17 protein-coding genes are annotated in these 15,681 nt (G+C 72.2%); 8 read left to right on the top strand and 9 right to left on the bottom strand.

The window, feature by feature from the left end:
* Positions 1-41 precede the first annotated feature (41 nt).
* The 5 genes from DP939_RS10030 to DP939_RS10010 all read right to left on the bottom strand — a co-directional run bounded on the left by DP939_RS10030 (position 42) and on the right by DP939_RS10010 (position 4,127).
* A complete protein-coding gene (locus tag DP939_RS10030) occupies positions 42-719 on the bottom strand; it encodes an adenosylcobinamide amidohydrolase (protein WP_113980353.1) in 678 nt (225 codons plus the stop codon).
* On the bottom strand, positions 716-1,495 hold the full coding sequence (locus DP939_RS10025; protein WP_225878140.1) for an ABC transporter ATP-binding protein: 780 nt from the start codon (positions 1,493-1,495) through the stop codon (positions 716-718). The genes DP939_RS10030 and DP939_RS10025 overlap by 4 nt, the downstream gene beginning before the upstream one ends.
* A complete protein-coding gene (locus tag DP939_RS10020) occupies positions 1,492-2,502 on the bottom strand; it encodes a FecCD family ABC transporter permease (protein ID WP_113980710.1) in 1,011 nt (336 codons plus the stop codon). The genes DP939_RS10025 and DP939_RS10020 overlap by 4 nt, the downstream gene beginning before the upstream one ends.
* A 77-nt stretch (positions 2,503-2,579) precedes the next feature.
* Positions 2,580-3,533, bottom strand: a complete 954-nt coding sequence (locus DP939_RS10015; RefSeq protein WP_113980351.1) for an ABC transporter substrate-binding protein — start codon at positions 3,531-3,533, stop codon at positions 2,580-2,582.
* A 192-nt stretch (positions 3,534-3,725) separates the two neighbouring features.
* A complete protein-coding gene (locus DP939_RS10010; RefSeq protein ID WP_113980350.1) occupies positions 3,726-4,127 on the bottom strand; it encodes a winged helix-turn-helix transcriptional regulator in 402 nt (133 codons plus the stop codon).
* A 64-nt stretch (positions 4,128-4,191) separates the two neighbouring features.
* On the opposite strand from DP939_RS10010, the gene DP939_RS10005 reads away from it, so the two are divergent.
* The 5 genes from DP939_RS10005 to DP939_RS09985 all read left to right on the top strand — a co-directional run bounded on the left by DP939_RS10005 (position 4,192) and on the right by DP939_RS09985 (position 8,244).
* On the top strand, positions 4,192-4,878 hold the full coding sequence (locus tag DP939_RS10005; protein WP_113980349.1) for a DsbA family oxidoreductase: 687 nt from the start codon (positions 4,192-4,194) through the stop codon (positions 4,876-4,878).
* Between the two features lie 159 nt (positions 4,879-5,037).
* A complete protein-coding gene (locus DP939_RS45385) occupies positions 5,038-5,475 on the top strand; it encodes a hypothetical protein (protein ID WP_147267945.1) in 438 nt (145 codons plus the stop codon).
* Positions 5,476-5,514: 39 nt separating this feature from the next.
* Entirely contained in the window at positions 5,515-6,315 is an 801-nt protein-coding gene (locus DP939_RS09995; RefSeq protein WP_113980347.1) for an ABC transporter ATP-binding protein, read from the top strand.
* Positions 6,312-7,631: a hypothetical protein gene (locus tag DP939_RS09990; protein ID WP_113980346.1), complete on the top strand. Its 1,320-nt coding sequence runs from the start codon at positions 6,312-6,314 to the stop codon at positions 7,629-7,631. The genes DP939_RS09995 and DP939_RS09990 overlap by 4 nt, the downstream gene beginning before the upstream one ends.
* A 4-nt stretch (positions 7,632-7,635) precedes the next feature.
* Positions 7,636-8,244, top strand: a complete 609-nt coding sequence (locus DP939_RS09985) for a hypothetical protein (protein ID WP_113980345.1) — start codon at positions 7,636-7,638, stop codon at positions 8,242-8,244.
* Here DP939_RS09985 and DP939_RS09980 read toward each other — a convergent pair.
* Positions 8,234-9,097, bottom strand: a complete 864-nt coding sequence (locus DP939_RS09980; protein ID WP_113980344.1) for a Gfo/Idh/MocA family protein — start codon at positions 9,095-9,097, stop codon at positions 8,234-8,236. The genes DP939_RS09985 and DP939_RS09980 overlap by 11 nt on opposite strands.
* 97 nt (positions 9,098-9,194) lie before the next feature.
* Here DP939_RS09980 and DP939_RS09975 point away from each other — a divergent pair, with 97 nt between their 5' ends.
* Positions 9,195-9,776, top strand: a complete 582-nt coding sequence (locus DP939_RS09975) for a histidine phosphatase family protein (RefSeq protein ID WP_113980343.1) — start codon at positions 9,195-9,197, stop codon at positions 9,774-9,776.
* A gap of 421 nt (positions 9,777-10,197) precedes the next feature.
* Here the strand turns inward: DP939_RS09975 and DP939_RS09970 are convergent, their stop codons facing one another.
* Both DP939_RS09970 and DP939_RS09965 read right to left on the bottom strand, forming a co-directional pair.
* Positions 10,198-10,434 (bottom strand): DUF397 domain-containing protein, encoded by a 237-nt coding sequence (locus DP939_RS09970; RefSeq protein ID WP_113980342.1) that lies wholly within the window; start codon positions 10,432-10,434, stop codon positions 10,198-10,200.
* Positions 10,435-11,256: a helix-turn-helix domain-containing protein gene (locus tag DP939_RS09965; RefSeq protein WP_113980341.1), complete on the bottom strand. Its 822-nt coding sequence runs from the start codon at positions 11,254-11,256 to the stop codon at positions 10,435-10,437. It abuts the gene before it with no gap.
* Between the two features lie 265 nt (positions 11,257-11,521).
* Here DP939_RS09965 and DP939_RS09960 point away from each other — a divergent pair, with 265 nt between their 5' ends.
* Both DP939_RS09960 and DP939_RS09955 read left to right on the top strand, forming a co-directional pair.
* Positions 11,522-12,028 (top strand): ATP-binding protein, encoded by a 507-nt coding sequence (locus DP939_RS09960; protein ID WP_113980340.1) that lies wholly within the window; start codon positions 11,522-11,524, stop codon positions 12,026-12,028.
* Between the two features lie 198 nt (positions 12,029-12,226).
* Positions 12,227-14,641 (top strand): helicase-associated domain-containing protein, encoded by a 2,415-nt coding sequence (locus DP939_RS09955; RefSeq protein WP_113980339.1) that lies wholly within the window; start codon positions 12,227-12,229, stop codon positions 14,639-14,641.
* Here the strand turns inward: DP939_RS09955 and DP939_RS09950 are convergent.
* Entirely contained in the window at positions 14,638-15,651 is a 1,014-nt protein-coding gene (locus DP939_RS09950) for an ABC transporter substrate-binding protein (RefSeq protein WP_113980338.1), read from the bottom strand. The genes DP939_RS09955 and DP939_RS09950 overlap by 4 nt on opposite strands.
* Positions 15,652-15,681 lie beyond the last annotated feature (30 nt).

Raw genomic sequence — 15,681 nt, 5'->3', positions numbered from 1 at the left:
ACATATGTGTCCGGCCCCGCCGCCAGGCCGCGGAACCCCTTTCAGCGCCCACCGGTCCACTCCTCCGCGCCCCGGCGTACCGCCGCGTGCACGGCCCGCGCGACGCGCGCCCCCCAGGTCGAGCGCGGCCCGCCGAAGGGCTCGCCCGGCTCGCCCGCGTCCGAGCCGATCGGCACCGCGACGCACACCGCGTCCGAGGCGGTGCCGGTGCCGGGGAACCCCACCTCGGCCAGCGCCTGGGTCTTGGCCTCGGTCACCGTCATCACCGCGTTGACCAGCGCCGCGTCGGTCATCGGCACGGGCACGGCCACGACGATGTTGATCGTCCCCGGCACGATCGCGCCGTCGCTCCGGATCGGCGCGAGCTCCGGGTCCTTCGCGCCCTCGGGCGCGGCGGCCCAGGTCGGCACCCGCAGCCCGACCGTGGCCAGCGCGCGGACGCCGCCGTCGGCGGCCAGGGTGTACCGTTCCACCTTCGCGGCGGTCATCATCCCCACGCCCGCGCCCGCCGCCGGGCCCAGCCCGGCCAGGTGCTCGGCCGGGTCCATCCGCGAGTATCCGGCGACGACCTGCGCGTTCAGCACCCACTCGCGCGGCCCGATGCCGCCGCCGAGCACCGCCGAGGAGATCATCCGCCACCCCGGCCCGAACTCCCACAACAGCGCCCCGAGCCGTTCGCCGTCCTCGGTCCGCCAATCGAGCACCGGGCCGTGGTTCATCGATCCCCTCTCATCAGGTGGACGTGGGGCCTTCCGTCCGGCCCCGCCGCCACCTTCACGGTGGCCCCGAAGTGGTCGGCGATCAACTCCTCGGTCAGCACCGCCGCCGGGGGCCCGGAGGCCACGGCCGCGCCGCCCGCGATCAGCGTCATGGTGTCGGCGTACTGCCCGGCCAGGCTCAGGTCGTGCAGCGAGGACAGCACGGTGAGCCGGTCGGCCAGCCGCAGCCGGTCCACCAGTTCGAGCACCTGCTGCTGGTGCCCGAGGTCGAGCGCGGTCGTCGGCTCGTCGAGCAGCAGTACCGGAGCCTGCTGGACGAGGGCGCGGGCGATCACCACGCGCTGCCGCTCGCCGCCGGACAGGTGGCCCAGCCGCCGCGCGGCGAACCCGCCCAGGTCCAGGCGGTCGAGCACCCCGGCGGTGACCTCGCGGTCGGCCCTGCTCTCCCGCCCCAGATAGCGGATGTAGGGGGTGCGGCCGAGCAGCGCGTAGTCGTAGACGGTCATGTCGGGGGGCAGCGCGGGGGTCTGCGGGGCGAAGGCGACCAGCCGCGCCCGCCGCCGCGGCGACAGCCCGGCCGCGGGCGTCCCGTCGATCAGGATCTCCCCCTGGCCGTCCAGGACCCCGGCGAGGGCCCGCAGCAGTGTGGACTTCCCGGCCCCGTTGGGGCCGATCACCGCCAGCCAGCCGCCGCGCCGCACGTCGAGATCGACGCCGCGGAGCACGTCGCGGCCGCCCAGGGTGACGGTCAGCCCGCTGACGGAGATCATGCTCATGTGTCCACCCTGCGGGTGAGCCGGAGCACGAAGACGAAGAACGGCGCGCCGACGAACGCCGTGACGACGCCGATGGGCAGCTCCGCGGGGGCCAGCATGGTCCGCGCCACCAGGTCGGCGAGCACCAGGAACGCCGCCCCGCCGACCAGCGAGAGCGGCAGCACCACCCGGTAGGACCCGCCCGCCAGGCGGCGCACCAGGTGCGGGACCACGATGCCGACGAACGCGATCAGCCCGCTCACCGCGACCGCCGCCGCCGTGGCCAGGGACGCGGCCAGCAGCACGGCCAGGCGTACCCGGGTGGCGCGCACGCCCAGGCTGACCGCCTCGTCGTCGCCGACCGACAGCACGTCCAGCATGCGGCCGTGCAGCAGCATCACCACCGCCGCGAACGCGGCGTAGGGGGCGACCAGCCGCAGGTCCTCCCAGCCGCCGCCGACGTCGCCGAGGATCCAGGCGTAGATGCGCTGGAGCTCTTCGACCTTGAGCTGCTGGACGAAGGTCTGGATCGAGGTGAGGAAGGAGGTGACCGCTACCCCGGCCAGGACCAGCGTCGCGGTGCCGCCGCGGCGGGCGGTGTGGCCGAGCGCGTACGCCAGGAAGACCCCGCCGACCGCGCCGCCGAACGCCATCGGCGGGACCAGCGCGGCCCCGGCGTCCCCGCCGATCAGCACGATCGCCAGCGTCACCGCGAGCCCCGCGCCCGCGGCGGCCCCGAGCAGGTAGGGATCGGCCAGCGGGTTGCGGAACACGCCCTGGTATCCGGCTCCCGCGATGGCGAGCAGGCCGCCCACCACGGCGGCGATCAGGACCCGGGGCAGCCGCAGCTCCACCAGCACGCCCTGCTCGACGGGGGTGAGGCCGTGGTCGGCCGAGACGAACGGCAGCCAGTCCATCGCCTGGAGCACGACCCCCCGCACCGGGATCTCCGCGGCCCCGGTGAGCAGCCCGGCCAGCAGGCTGCCCGCCAGGAACAGCAGCGCGGCGGCGACCCACCAGGGCCGCAGCCGCGCGGACGCCCGCGCCTGCCCGTCCGGGGCGGACGCGCGCGGCGGTCGGCCCGGAGGGGCGGACGGGGAGTGCGTCACCCGCCGGCCGCGGCCTTCGCTACGGCGTCGGCGACGACCTGGGCGAACTCGGCCGCGCGCGGCCCCCAGCGGGAGACGATGTCATCGTCGAGCTGCACCACCCGGTCGTTCTTGATCGCCGAAAGGCCGCTCCAGCCCGGCCGCTCGGCCAGCGTCTTCTTGGACTGGCCGCAGCACTTGACGTCGGCCAGGAAGATCAGGTCGGGGTCGGCCTTGGCGACGAACTCGGCCGACAGCTTGGGGTAGCCGCCCGCCGCGTCGGGGGCCTCGTCGGCGATGTTGCGCAGCCCGAAGAGGCCGTAGATCTCGCCGATGAAGGTGCCGGAGGTCGCGGAGTACGGGGTGACGTCCAGCTCGTGGTAGTACGTGAGCTTGTGGTCCTTGGGCGCGGCGGCGGCCAGGCCCTCGATCTTCTCCTTCATGCCCGCCACGACCTTGGCCGCGCCGGACGCGTTGCCGGTGGCCGCGCCGAGGTCGGTGATCTGGTCGTAGCTCTCGGCCAGCTTGGTGGCGGCCGGTTCGAGCAGCACCGGCACCTTGACCTTCTGCAGGGCGGCGACCACGCCGCCGAGGTCATTGCTGAGCACCACCAGGTCGGGCTTCTGCGCGATGATCGCCTCGGCGTTGGGCTTGAACCCGGAGAGCGCGGTCTTCGGCGCCTCCTTCGGGTGGTTGGACAGGTCATCGACGGCGATGACCTGCGGCCCGGCGCCGATCGCGAACAGGTTCTCAGTGGCGGTGGGGTTGAGTGAGACGATGCGGCGCGGGCGCTCGGCGATGGTGACCGTGCCGTTGCCGGCCTGTACGGTGACCGGGAATCCGGCGCCGGGGGAGGCGGCGGGCGTCGCCGAGGCGGCGGTCTGCCCGCCCGTCGTGCCTGTCTGACCGCATCCGGCCAGCGCCAGCACCCCGAGCAAGACACCCGCGAAGGCCGATCTCAAGGGCCTCACAAGGAATCCTTTCCAGAGTCGCTGGAACCGAGAGACCCGTGAAACGACGGATCACCCTTTTCCGCGAGGGCTGTGACGTCGGCGCGGCGCACAGGCGACCTGGCTTCGGCCCGCGCGGGGGCCGTCACAGTTGCGGGACAGCGCCGGTCTCTCACCGGACTTCGCTGTGCGCAGCGCGTCCGGCAAACGGTATCAATCCCCCTCAGGAGGGCCGTCCCCGCGGTCGTAGCGCCGCTGCGCGGCCATGATGGCGGGGACCCGTTCGCCGATGAAGCCGACCAGCGTGCGCACCGCGCCCGCCAGCTCGCCGCCGAGCGGGGTGAGCCGGTAGGTGACCTTGGGCGGCGTGGACGGCTCGACCTCGCGCGCCACCAGCCCGTCGCGGACCAGCGTCTTGAGGGTCTGGGACAGCATCTTCTCGCTGATCCCGCCGATCCGGTCGCGCAGCATGAAGAAGCGCATGGGCCGCTCGCAGAGCGCCACCAGGATGAGCATCCCCCAGCGGCCGGCGATGTGGTCGATCACGACCCGGCCGGGGCAGTCGCGCTGGAAGACGTCGTTGAGGGTCACGGGGGCGTCTGGGGCATCGGACATGTCAGGAGCTTACTCAGAAGTACGTACTTACGATGAGAAAGCTCATCTCCTAGCGTGAGCCGGTATGGACAGCAAGAGGATCAGCGTCGAGATATGGACCGATGTCGTCTGCCCCTGGTGCTACCTGGGCAGGCACCGCTTCCAGGCCGCGCTCGCCGGCTTCGGCCACCGCGACCGCGTGGACGTCCGGATCCGCAGCCTGGAACTCGACCCCACCGGCCCCCGCCACGACGACCCCGCGCGCCCGCCACTGCGCGTCCCCCACCGCATCCAGCGCGATCTCGGCCTGTCCCCCGCGCAGGCCGACGAGGCGATCGCCAGACTGGACGACCTCGCCGCCGAATCCGGGCTGCGCCTGAACATGGCCGAGGCCCGCCCGGTCAACAGCTTCGACGCCCACCGCCTCATCCACCTCGCCGCCGCCCACGACCGCGCGGACGCGCTGTGGGACCGCCTGATGCGCGCCTTCGCCACCGAGGGCGCCCTGCTCTCGGACCACGACACCCTGACCGCCCTGGCCCTCTCCACCGGCCTGCCCCCCAGCAGGGTCCATGCAGTGCTCGCGGGCGACGAATACGCCGACGCCGTACGCGCCGACACGGCCCAGGCCCACACCCTCGGCATCACCGGCGCCCCGTCCTTCGTCTTCCAACACACCCACGTCATCGCCGGAGCCCAGCCCCCCGAGCTCTTCGCCGACCTCCTCCAGCACGCCTGGAAAACCGCGGAAACCCCAGCGATCAAGCACTGAGCCACGCCTTCGCGGCCAGCCAAAAGAAGCCTTTCCGGGCCCACTGATACCGCTGATCAGGGTCTAATTCACTGTGATGAAGATCACATCGATGGGATCATTGCCGAAACGATCACGCTTATGCCAGTGTCCTCGATATATGAGCAAAGGGGATACGAAATGACACACCGAACACCCGGCACAAAATGGACCAGCATCCGCTACGCTGCCGCCGTCTCCATCATGGTGGCGGCCGTCACGGCTTCCGTAACCCCGGCGATCGCGAGCGAAATATCCCGCAGCCGGGTCACCATCTCCGGCTGGGGGTCACAGGAAGGGAGCTACTTCTACGGCCCATCAACGGGCCGTGCCCGCCAATGCGGCAACATGGTCGGGGCGACCAATCCCGACTCGGCGGCCGCCGCGTCCTTATACGAGGGCCGGGACAACTGGCCCGACGCCTTCATCACGGGGGCCACCTACCAGGGCCCCAACGGTAAGCAGTGCGGTAGCGGCGGCGCCACCAGCATCAACCGGCAGTATTACACCGACCTCACCGCGTATCCACTGGACGGGGATGAGGATTCGACGACCTACTCGTATGCTGACGCATACTGATAGGCGATAGGCGAACGGAAAATCCGAACACTGAAACACATGGACGCGGTGCAGATCTCTGAACTCTCCCACCGCTACGGCCGCACGGTGGCGCTGAACGGCATCAGTGTCACCGTGCCGCGCGGGGTAACCGCGTTATTAGGGCCGAACGGCGCGGGCAAATCCACATTGCTGAACCTCCTTTCGACGGCATATCCGATCCAGGACGGCGAGGTCGTCGTCCATGGATTCCGGATGACCGCGACGCCACGGCTGCTGTCGTGGCAGGCGGCGCGGAAGACGGCCCGGCTGCGACGCCGGATCGGGCTGCTTCCGCAGAATTTCACCTTCCATCCGCGTTTCACCGTGGCGGAGACCCTTGAATACGCCGCCTGGCTGCGGAAATATCGGCGACCCGACCTACGGGCCCGAATTCACGAAGTGCTCGAACTCGTGGATCTCGCGGGAACGGGCGCGCGGCGGCTGCGTGAGTTGTCCGGTGGCATGCTGCGCCGGGTCGGCATCGCCCAGGCCATCGTGCACGAGCCGGATCTGATCCTGCTCGACGAGCCCGCCAACGGATTGGACCCTGAGCAGCGCGTCCGGCTGCGGCAGGTGATCAAGGCACTGCCGGACACCATGACGGTGCTGGTCAGCACGCACCTGGTGGAAGACGTCGCCGCGCTGGCGGCGCGCGCCGTCGTACTGAAGGACGGACGGGTGATCTTCACCGGGGAGGTGCCGGAACTGGTCGCCCTGGCGGGCGAGCCCGGCGGCGTCACCACCTCCGACGTCGAAAGAGCGTATCTGGCGCTGATGTCCAAAGCGGACCGCTCAATGATGCCCCTGGACGAGCGGTGAGAGCCCTGACCAGCCTGCGGATCATGTGGATCCGCGCGCGGCGCAGCCCTGCCCTGGCGGGCATCCCGTTGCTGTGGGCGGCGTCGGTATGGCTGGCGTTCCAGCACCAGCAGAACTGGCTGGGCCGGTGGATCAACACCGGCCTCGCCCTGAACTCCGCCGCGGGCGCCGTGCTGTGCCCGCTGACGGCGGTCATCGCGGCATGGCTGGCCGGTGACGCACGACGCACCGGACAAGCCGTGCTGGAGGACGCCGCGGCGCGGGGCCGGTCGGCCCGCCTGCTGTCGCTGCTGGCGACGGTGTGCCTGTGGGCGCTGCCCGGGTACGCGGCCATGACCGCCCTGGCCTTCTGGCAGACCGCCCAGGTGAACCCCGCCGGGGAGCCGCCCTGGGACCTCCTCGCGCTCAATGCCGCCTTCCTCGTCTTCGGCGCGTCGATCGGGATCGCGGTGGGTTCGCTGTGGCCGCGCAAACTCGTCCCCGTCGTCCTCGGCGCGGTCCTGTACTTCGGCGGGGCCATGGTCTCCTACGACGGACGCAGCCGGACCGGGCTGCTCTACCCCGTGTTCGGCGAACGCTGGGACCCGATCGGCTCCCTGCCCGGCGACCTGGCGGTGGGCATCGTGTGCTGGCTGCTGCTCGGCGGCCTGTCGCTGATCGTCGTGCTGTCACTGGACGGCACCCAGCACTGGGGCGGGGTGTTGCTGCGCGGCCTGGTGGTCGCCGCCGCCGTGGCGTCCGCGGTGTTCCTGGTCACCTATTCCGGCCCCATCCCGATCAAGCGCACGCCGCCCGCCGCCGCCTGCGCGCCCGCCGGGCAGGGCGGCACGGTGTGCCTGTGGCCGAGCGATGAGTACCTGCGACCGTTGGTGACCTCGGCCTACGTCAGGGCCCGGCAGGGCGCGGGCACGCTGGAGGGCTTCCCCGCCCGGCTGTCCCAGTTCGGCCTGGCCGGCGCGGGTCCCGGTACGTCCATCCATATCGGCGATGCCAGGCCCACCGTGCCCGGCCTGACGCGGTCGATCCTGGACACGGTGGTGTCCCGCGAGGGCGACCGGCTCCCCTGCGGTGACCGGCTCTACCCGGATTCGGCGGACGCCGCCCCGATCACGTTCTACATCCACTCGATCCTCGCGCTGCGGGCCGGGTTGCCCGGCGGCACCGGGTGGCGGAGCCTGGACCGCGACATCGAGAGGTTCATGCGACTGGACACCGCCGCCCAAGACCGCTGGCTGGAGGCGGCCATCGACTCACTCGGCTCCTGTGACCGCGCGGCCCCGAAGGCCCCGCTGCCCGGCTGGCCGGCGACCCGGTGACCCGATGACCTCCCCCGCCCGCGGCGCGCTGCTGTGCGGACGGGCCCGCAACGCGGCGACGGCCGGCGCCATCATGGCCGGGCTGCTCCTCACCTGCCCGCTGTGGGGCCGGGTGGCCCTATGGATAAGGCCGCCACTGGCCGCGCGGGACGTGTTCGTCCCGCTGACCTTCGCCGTTCCGATCGTCCTGGCCGCCGCCGTCGTCCTGGTCACCCGGTCCGAGCATCGGGACCTGGAGGCGGCCCCACCCCGGCCGCTGAGCCTGTGGAGCACGGGCTGGGCCGCCGCGCTGTCCGTGGCGGCGGCGGGCTGCCTCGCAGCGGGGGCGGTGTCGGGCCTGGGGCAGGAGTGGCTGCTCCAGGCCGGAAGGACGTTCCTGTTTCTCAGCGGCGCGGCACTGGTGATCGGGCGGGTGCTCGGTCACATGGCGGCGCTGAGCACGCCGCTGGTCGCGTTCATGGTCATGCTGTACGCGGCCGGCGGGCACCCGCGTGACTTCCGGCCGTGGTGGCTGGTGCCGTTGCGGGCCGCCGATGACCCGGTGTCGTGGGCGTTCGCGGTAGCGGTGTACGTGGCGGGGCTGTTGCTCACGGCCGTCGCGCTCAGGCGGTGAACTGCGCCTCAGCGGCGGCGATCAGCCGCTGCACGTGCAGGCCGCGGGCGGCGTCGAGGGGGTGCGGGGCGCCGCTTCTGACCGTCGCGGCGAACTCGGCGGCCATGGCGGGGAACACGACGTCGTCGCCGAGCGCGGTGTGATCGACGTGGGCGCGGCCCCGCTCGCCGTACACGGTGACGGCCGCGTCGCGCTCGCCGGGGGCGCTCATGCACAGTGAGACCTCGCTGAGCGCGCCGCCCTCGTGTTCGAGCAGCAGCCCGGCCCAGCCGAGGACGCTGCCGCGGGCGCGGACGTCCACCACGCGGCCGAGGGCCGCGTCCACCAGGTCGATCATGTGCGGGCCGATGTCGAGCACCGCGCCACGGGCCAGCCGCCAGGGGGTGGCGAACGGCGACTCCGGGCGCAGCGAGCCGGAGACGTACCGGGCCTGGGCCCCGAACGGCTCGCACGCGCGGGCCTCGGCCAGGAACTCCCGCACGCCCTTCGCGTAGCGCCAGGAGAAGACCATCTGGGAGGGCACACCGGCCTCGGCCACCGCCGCGGCGACCCGTTCGGCGCCATCGAGGTCGGCGGCGAGCGGCTTTTCCAGCAGCAGGGCCTTGCCCGCGCGGGCCGCCCGCACCGCCAGCTCGGCCTGTACGGCGGGCGGCACCGCGAACGCCACCGCCTCGCACACCTCGAACAGGTCCTCAAGCCGGGTGAAGACGGGCGCGCCGAGCTCCGCGGCGGCCTCGGGACGCCGCGCCCACACGCCCGCCAGCCTGGTGTGCGGCCCCGCCGCGAGCACCGGCGCGTGCATCCGCGCGGCCCACGGCCCCGCCCCCACCAGCCCCACGGGCACCGGATCCATTCTGTTTCCTCCTTTGACGGCTCCGATGAGCCTATGGGGCGCCGTCGGGTTCCCCGGCCGCGGACCTCACCGCGTCGCGGGAGAAGATGGAAGGACCATGAACGAGATGCTGCTGCTACGACATGGGGAGACGGAGTGGTCGCGGGACGGCCGCCACACCGGGCGTACCGACGTGCCGCTCACCGCCAGGGGCCAGGGGCAGGCGCGGGCGCTCGCGCCGCTGGTCGCGGGGCGCGCGTTCGGAGCCGTCCTGGTCAGCCCGGCCCAGCGGGCCCGATCGACCGCGGAGCTGGCCGGCCTCACCGGATATGAGGTGGAGCCCGGCCTGTGGGAGTGGGACTACGGGGGCTACGAGGGCATCACGACGCCGCAGATCCGAAGCTCACGCCCCGGCTGGTACCTGTGGCGGGACGGCGTGATCCCCGGCGACGCCGACCACCCCGGCGAGACCGCCGCCCAGGTGGGCGAGCGCGCCGACAAGGTGATCGCCCGCGCCCGCGCGGCGGAGGGCGCGGTGGCCGTGGTCGCGCACGGCCACGTACTGCGGGTGCTGGCGGCCCGGTGGCTCGGCCTGCCGCCCGAGGACGGGCGGTTGTTCAAGCTCGACACCGGCACCTACAGCGAACTTGGCCACGAACATGAAAAGCCGGTAATCCTCCAGTGGAACTCGCGCGTCTAACCTCGTCTGGCGGTCGTGTGGAAGGAGGGCGCCGCGTGGGCAACGGCACCCGAGATATCCGCACGGGAGGGTCTTCGCGGGCGCGCGGCATGGCGACCACGCGCCGACGCCACCAGGTGTGCGCCGGGCAGCGCTCATCCGGCCGCCGCGCATGGCGGGATACCGCGCCCGGACGGCCGTCTCCACGGCCGGTGGCGGGCGTAGTTCGCGGTGTCCCCACCTCCGGTGACGCGGATGGCCGCACGCGCCGTCCACCGGGCGTCCGTCATCGGACGCACGGTCATCCGGCCGAGCATGCCCCTGTTCCCGGTCGCGCCGGCACCAGTGGTGAGCCGGTGTCCGCCCGCCGGGCAAGACCACCCCGTAACGCATCCCGCGCGCCGATCCTCATCGGCCGGTGCGCCGGATATGAGAAACGGCGTTACACGAGAAGGCTGTCGAACTCGCCGTCCTTGACCCCCAGGACCAGCGCCCGCATCTCCTCGCGCGTGTAGATCAGCGCGGGGCCCTGCGGGAACCTGGAGTTGCGGACCGCGACGCTTCCGTCGGGAAGCTTGGCCAGCTCGACGCAGTTGCCGGTGGAGTTGCTCCACCGCGACTTGCGCCAGCTCACGTCGATCAGGTCATGTGCGGGCATGCCGTTGTAGGTGTGGTTCATCTATATCTCTCTGAGAAGTTCGCCGAGGATCTCGGCAGTGCCCCCAGGAGTGGTGCTTTCCACGCACAACTGCTCCATGGCGGTGAGGTACGGGTCAACGTCCTCACGTTTGTCCAGGTAGAGGGCACCCCAGAGCTGCTCGACGTAAACGACGTCCGAAAGATCGGACTCGGGAAACCGCAGAATGCTGAACGCGCCACCCTCAGCGGCGTGCATGCCGAACCTGAACGGCATCACCTGGATGGTGATGTTGGGCAGGGTGGCGACCTCCAGCAGGTGATGGAGCTGCTCGCGCATGATCGCGGGCCCGCCGATGGGCCGCTTCAGCGCCGCTTCGTCGATGACGGCCCACAACCGGGGTCCGTCCGTCGTGGTGAAGCGTTCTTGCCGCTGCATGCGCAGATGCACACGTCGCTCGATGTCCTGTGCCGAATCGTCGGGATAGCCCAGTTGGACCACGGTTCGCGCGTACGACATCGTCTGCAGCAGGCCGGGAACGAACTGCACCTCGTAGGTGCGTATGACGCTCGCCGCCTCCTCCAGCCCGACGTAGGTGTTGAACCAGCCGGGCAGCACGTCACCGTACTTGTGCCACCAGCCTGGCGTGTTGGCCTCGCGGACCATCTCCAGCAGGCTCCGCCGCTCGGCGTCGTCGAGCACGCCGTACAACGTGAGCAGGTCTTCTACGTCACGCGTCTTGAATCCGACCCGGCCGAGTTCCATGCGGCTGATCTTGGATTCCGAGGCCCGGATGTGAAATCCGGCCGCCTCACGGGTGAGCCCTCTGCTCTCGCGCAGCCGGCGCAGGCTCGCGCCGAGCATGATGCGACGAACAGTGGAACCGGTTCCCGGCGGATCCATCGACACGTGCTGCTCCTAGGTCGTTTTACTCATTCACAGTGTGTCACTTTTACGGGCCGTTGGATCTGCCCGCGATCAAGTTCCTCCTTTGCTTTAGAAGTACTGGTTCAGGGGTAACGGTAGCGGTTGCATGTCCCGGATGCACGTGCATCCGCTCTTGCACATGCACGCTAGTTTGCATCATCATGATCCTGTGCAGTCCGCTCATACCGGCTATACCGGAGTTGTGCGCGCGCCCGGTCACGCGACCGCGCCAGGCTGGTGGCCGCCCGCAGGCTGGTGGCCCGATGCCGCGCGAGACCTGGTGACCGGCCCCTCGCCGGCGGCGACGGCCAGCGCCACGTTCGTTCTGCCGCCCAGCGCGGTCTCCGTGCACTGCTCCCGCAGCTTCGCCACGGGCACTCTCACCGGCTGGGGCCTGCCCGAGCTGTGCGAGACCACCGCGCTCATCGTCTCGGAGCTGGCCACCAACGCCCTGCGGCACGGCCTCCGGCTGGCGCCGGGCGAGTACTCCCGGCGTGCGCAGGAGATCCGCCTGTCGCTGGTCCGCCGGGGCGCCATGGTCACCTGCGCCATCTCCGACCCCGAGGCCAACGGCCCCGTGCTGCGCCACCCCGGGCCGCTGGAGCCCGGCGGGCTCGGCCTGCACATCGTGGAGTCGCTGAGCGCGCGGTGGGGCTGGTCGCCGCTGCCGCCGTACGGAAAGATCGTCTGGGCCGTCCTCGGCGGATAGGTGCCAGCGGGCGACACGGCGGCGGCCGGTCGCCGGGCGCGCTCATCTCGCCGCGCTGAGCGGGCGTCGATGCCACGCGGCCCACACAACGCGTTCCATTGTGGGCCGCTCTCCCCCGTCAGGCATCTGATCTGCATTACCGTGGTTGCCTACGGCCCTCGGTAAGTCCCGCGCGCGACCCCCAAAGAGAGCTGAGAGATGGACGATCACCTGCTCGGCTGGCTGAAGACCCTCGACGAAGACAGGCTCGCCCGCGTCCTTGCCAACCGGCCCGACGCCATCGCCGCCCCCTGGCCGCGCCGCCTGGACACCCTGGCGGAGCGGCTGGCCAACGGCATCGCGACCGCTGAGGCGGTCCGCGGCCTGCCGCTGCCGTGCCTGGAGATCGCCCAGGCGTGCCTGGTGGCCGGCGGCGCTCCCACGGCGGCGCGCCTGGCCGGGCTGCTCGACGTACCCGAGGACGACGTGCGCCCCTGGCTGGAGCGCCTGTACGACCACGCCCTGGCCTGGCCCGACGACGAGGGCCGGGTACGCCTGGCCCCCGCGCTGGCCCGCTGGTGGCCCGCGCCGTGCGGCCTCGGCGAGCCGCTGGCCCACTACCTCAACTCCTGGACGATCAGCGCGGACGCCCTGCGCGCCCTGGCGAAGAACCTCGGCGTGCCCGCCCACGGCCCCAAGCGGCGGGCCGCGCTGCGGGTGACCGAGATCCTCTCCGACCCCGCGCAGGTGGCGGCGCTGCTGGCCGAGGCGCCGCAGGGCGCGCGCAAACTGGCCGAGGAGTTCGCCTGGGAGGGCCCGGCGCGCGAGGTGGACGGCGGGCTGTTCGTCGTGCCGGGTTCGGCGGAGAAGTGGGCGGCCGACCACGGCCTGCTGTTCCGGTCGAGCTGGAACGTCGCGGAGATGTCGCGCGAGGTCGCGCTGGCCGTGCGCGGGCCCGGCTGGCACCCGCCGCTGACCGCCGCGCCGCCCGACCTCGCCACCCTGCCGGTCGATCCCGAGGAGGTCGATCACCTGATGGCGCTGGCGGCCCCGCACGTGGTCGAGCGCTGCGCGGCGCTGCTGGACAACACCGCCAAGACCCCGCTGCCGCTGCTCAAGAGCGGCGGGGTGGGCGTGCGCGAGGTGCGCAGGGTCGCCAAGGAGACCTCCTGCGACGAGGACGAGACCCGGCTGCTGCTGGAGATCTGCGCCGTGGCCAGGCTGCTGGCCTGGGACGAGGCGGCCGGCGGGCTGGTGCCCACCGAGCGCTTCGACCACTGGCGGCTGGACGACGGCGCGACCCGGCTGCGCGCGCTGCTGAGCGCCTGGTGGCGGATGGAGCGCTCCTCACTTCGCAAGGTCAACGGCAAGTACGCGACGGTGCTCGGCGACGACCCGGCCGGGCCGGTGATCGCCCGTATCCGCCGCTCGGTGCTCGGCGTGCTCGCCGGGCTGCCCGACGCCACCGCGCACGCCGACCGCGCGGGCCTGGTACGCCATGTGGGCTGGCACGCCCCCACCCTCGACCCCGCGCTGCTTGCCGAGATCACCCCCGCCGTGCTGGACGAGGCCAGGCTGCTCGGCCTGATCGCCCACGACGCGCTCACCGACCTCGGCCGGGCGCTCGCCGCGCTGGACCGCGTGGCCGGGGCCGAGCACGACGACCACGCTCCGGCCGTGGAGCACGATCCGGCGCTGGTCGAGTGCTCCACCCGGGCCCTGGCGGGCGTACGCCGCAGCGCGCTGTTCGGGGCCGACCTCACCGCGGTGGTCACCGGCCCGCCGTCGGCGGAGCTGGCCGCGCTGCTCGACCGCGCCGCCGACCGGGAGTCGCGCGGCGCGGCGGCGGCCTCGGTCTGGCGCTTCTCCCCGCAGAGCGTGCGCAGGGCGCTCGACGCGGGCGACACCCCGGACGGCCTGCTCGACGAGCTCGCGGCCGTGGGCACCGTCCCGCAGCCGCTCAGCTACCTGGTCCACGACGTGGCGCGGCGGCACGGCGAGGTGACCGTGACCAGCGTCACCTGCATCGTGCAGGCGTCCGATCCCGCGCTGCTCGCCGAGATCGCCGCCAACCGGCGGCTGTCCCGGCTCGGCCTGCGCGCCCTGGCCCCCACCGTGCTGGCAGGTTCGGCCCCCGCCGACCGCACCCTGGCGGCGCTGCGCGAGGCGGGGTACGCCCCGGTGCCGATCGACGACACCGGTGAGATCACCATCCGCCGCGCCAAGATCGAAGAGCCCCGGGGCGGGCGGCTCATCCTGCTGCCCGGCGGGCAGGTCGCCGAGCTGGAGGAGGCCCCGCCCGCCGACATCGCCGAGCCGCCGCCCGATCCACGCGAGCACGCCAGGCGGCTGCTGGCGGCGGCCGGTACCGAGCCCCGCCCCGGCGGCCGTACCTGGGCCGTGATCGGCCGGGGCGCCACCCGCCTGCCCACCGCGCAGCAGTCGCTGCTCGGATTCGTGGTGGACCGCGGCGTACGCGCGGCGATCACGCTGACCGGCGGCCTGACCGCCACCATCAGCCACGGCGAGCTGCGCAGCGGCGTGCTCGACGCCTGGTGCGAGGAGGCGGGCGACTATCTGGAGTTCCCGCTGGCCGAGATCGTCGAGGTCCGCGGGGCGCACCTTCCCGGCTAGACGAGCTTCTTCGACTTGTCGAGGGCGGCGATCAGCTCTTCGAGCACCCCCGCGTGGCCGAGATAACTGAACCGCTCCTCCGCGCGCCACGGGTACGTCTGGCCCGCCGCCACCGCGGGCAGCTTGGCGAAGGTCGGCTTCTGCTTCATCTCCGCGATGGTCATCGACCGGGCGCGGTCGTCGTAGAGGATCACGTCCGCCGCGTACTTGTCGGCGTTCTCCCAGCTCAACGTCTCGAAGAAGCCCGCGGAGTCCGGCTTTTCCGGCACGACCACATCCACCCCGACGGACCTCATGTACGTGACGCCCGCGTGGTCGGCGGGAACGACGACCCACATGCTGTCCGGGCCGCCCGACATGATCAGGACCTTCAGCTTCTTCTCCCCGGCCAGCTCGGTCAGCTTGGCCGACGCGGCGTCGAACCTGGCCTTGGCGGCCAGCACGGCGGGCGCGTTGAGATCGGCGCCGAGTGCGGCGGCCAGCTCGGCGTACCTGCCGATGACCTTGTCCAGCGGCGGGCCGGAGAGCATCACGCCGACCGTGGGGGCCACGCTCTCGATGGCCGCCGCCGACTTCTCCGGCACGTACCACAGCTCGTTCTTGTCGTACATCCCGCTGACCAGCAGCTCCGGCCGCAGCGAGGCGTACTTCTCCACGTTGAACTCGTCGAACACGTTGCCGAGCGATTCGACCTTGGTGATGTCCACCTCGCCGACCTGCGGGTCGCGCCCGCCGTCCTTGAGCCGGTGCGGGCCGAAGACCGCGATCGGGCGCACCCCGAAGTCCCACAGCGCCGCCGCGGCGGCCGCCTGTGCCACGACCCGGGTCGGCCGCGCGGACAGGGACACCTTCTTGCCGCGGTCGTCGGTGAAGGCCCACCCACCGCCGCTCGCGGCCGGGGAGGCCGCCGCGCCGCCGCCCGAGCCCCCGCAGGCGGCCAGCCCCATGAGGGCGGCGGAGCCCGCCACCGCGGTCAGAAAGCCCCGGCGGTGCAGGACAGGATTGGACATGACCCCTCCCATACGATCTTATGAGGTTAG

Origin of the sequence: Spongiactinospora rosea, assembly GCF_003315795.1 — a bacterium.
Taxonomy (GTDB): domain Bacteria; phylum Actinomycetota; class Actinomycetes; order Streptosporangiales; family Streptosporangiaceae; genus Spongiactinospora; species Spongiactinospora rosea.
This window is presented reverse-complemented; position numbering and strand designations above follow the sequence as displayed.

What these genes read in the sequence shown, in the direction of transcription:
- DP939_RS10030 (WP_113980353.1), bottom strand. Translation starts at nt 719, where the DNA reads ATGAACCACGGCCCGGTGCTCGATTGGCGGACCGAGGACGGCGAACGG.
- DP939_RS10025 (WP_225878140.1), bottom strand. Translation starts at nt 1,495, where the DNA reads ATGAGCATGATCTCCGTCAGCGGGCTGACCGTCACCCTGGGCGGCCGC.
- DP939_RS10010 (WP_113980350.1), bottom strand. Translation starts at nt 4,127, where the DNA reads ATGTCCGATGCCCCAGACGCCCCCGTGACCCTCAACGACGTCTTCCAG.
- DP939_RS10005 (WP_113980349.1), top strand. Translation starts at nt 4,192, where the DNA reads ATGGACAGCAAGAGGATCAGCGTCGAGATATGGACCGATGTCGTCTGC.
- DP939_RS45385 (WP_147267945.1), top strand. Translation starts at nt 5,038, where the DNA reads ATGACACACCGAACACCCGGCACAAAATGGACCAGCATCCGCTACGCT.
- DP939_RS09995 (WP_113980347.1), top strand. Translation starts at nt 5,515, where the DNA reads ATGGACGCGGTGCAGATCTCTGAACTCTCCCACCGCTACGGCCGCACG.
- DP939_RS09985 (WP_113980345.1), top strand. Translation starts at nt 7,636, where the DNA reads ATGACCTCCCCCGCCCGCGGCGCGCTGCTGTGCGGACGGGCCCGCAAC.
- DP939_RS09980 (WP_113980344.1), bottom strand. Translation starts at nt 9,097, where the DNA reads ATGGATCCGGTGCCCGTGGGGCTGGTGGGGGCGGGGCCGTGGGCCGCG.
- DP939_RS09975 (WP_113980343.1), top strand. Translation starts at nt 9,195, where the DNA reads ATGAACGAGATGCTGCTGCTACGACATGGGGAGACGGAGTGGTCGCGG.
- DP939_RS09970 (WP_113980342.1), bottom strand. Translation starts at nt 10,434, where the DNA reads ATGAACCACACCTACAACGGCATGCCCGCACATGACCTGATCGACGTG.
- DP939_RS09965 (WP_113980341.1), bottom strand. Translation starts at nt 11,256, where the DNA reads ATGCTCGGCGCGAGCCTGCGCCGGCTGCGCGAGAGCAGAGGGCTCACC.
- DP939_RS09955 (WP_113980339.1), top strand. Translation starts at nt 12,227, where the DNA reads ATGGACGATCACCTGCTCGGCTGGCTGAAGACCCTCGACGAAGACAGG.
- DP939_RS09950 (WP_113980338.1), bottom strand. Translation starts at nt 15,651, where the DNA reads ATGTCCAATCCTGTCCTGCACCGCCGGGGCTTTCTGACCGCGGTGGCG.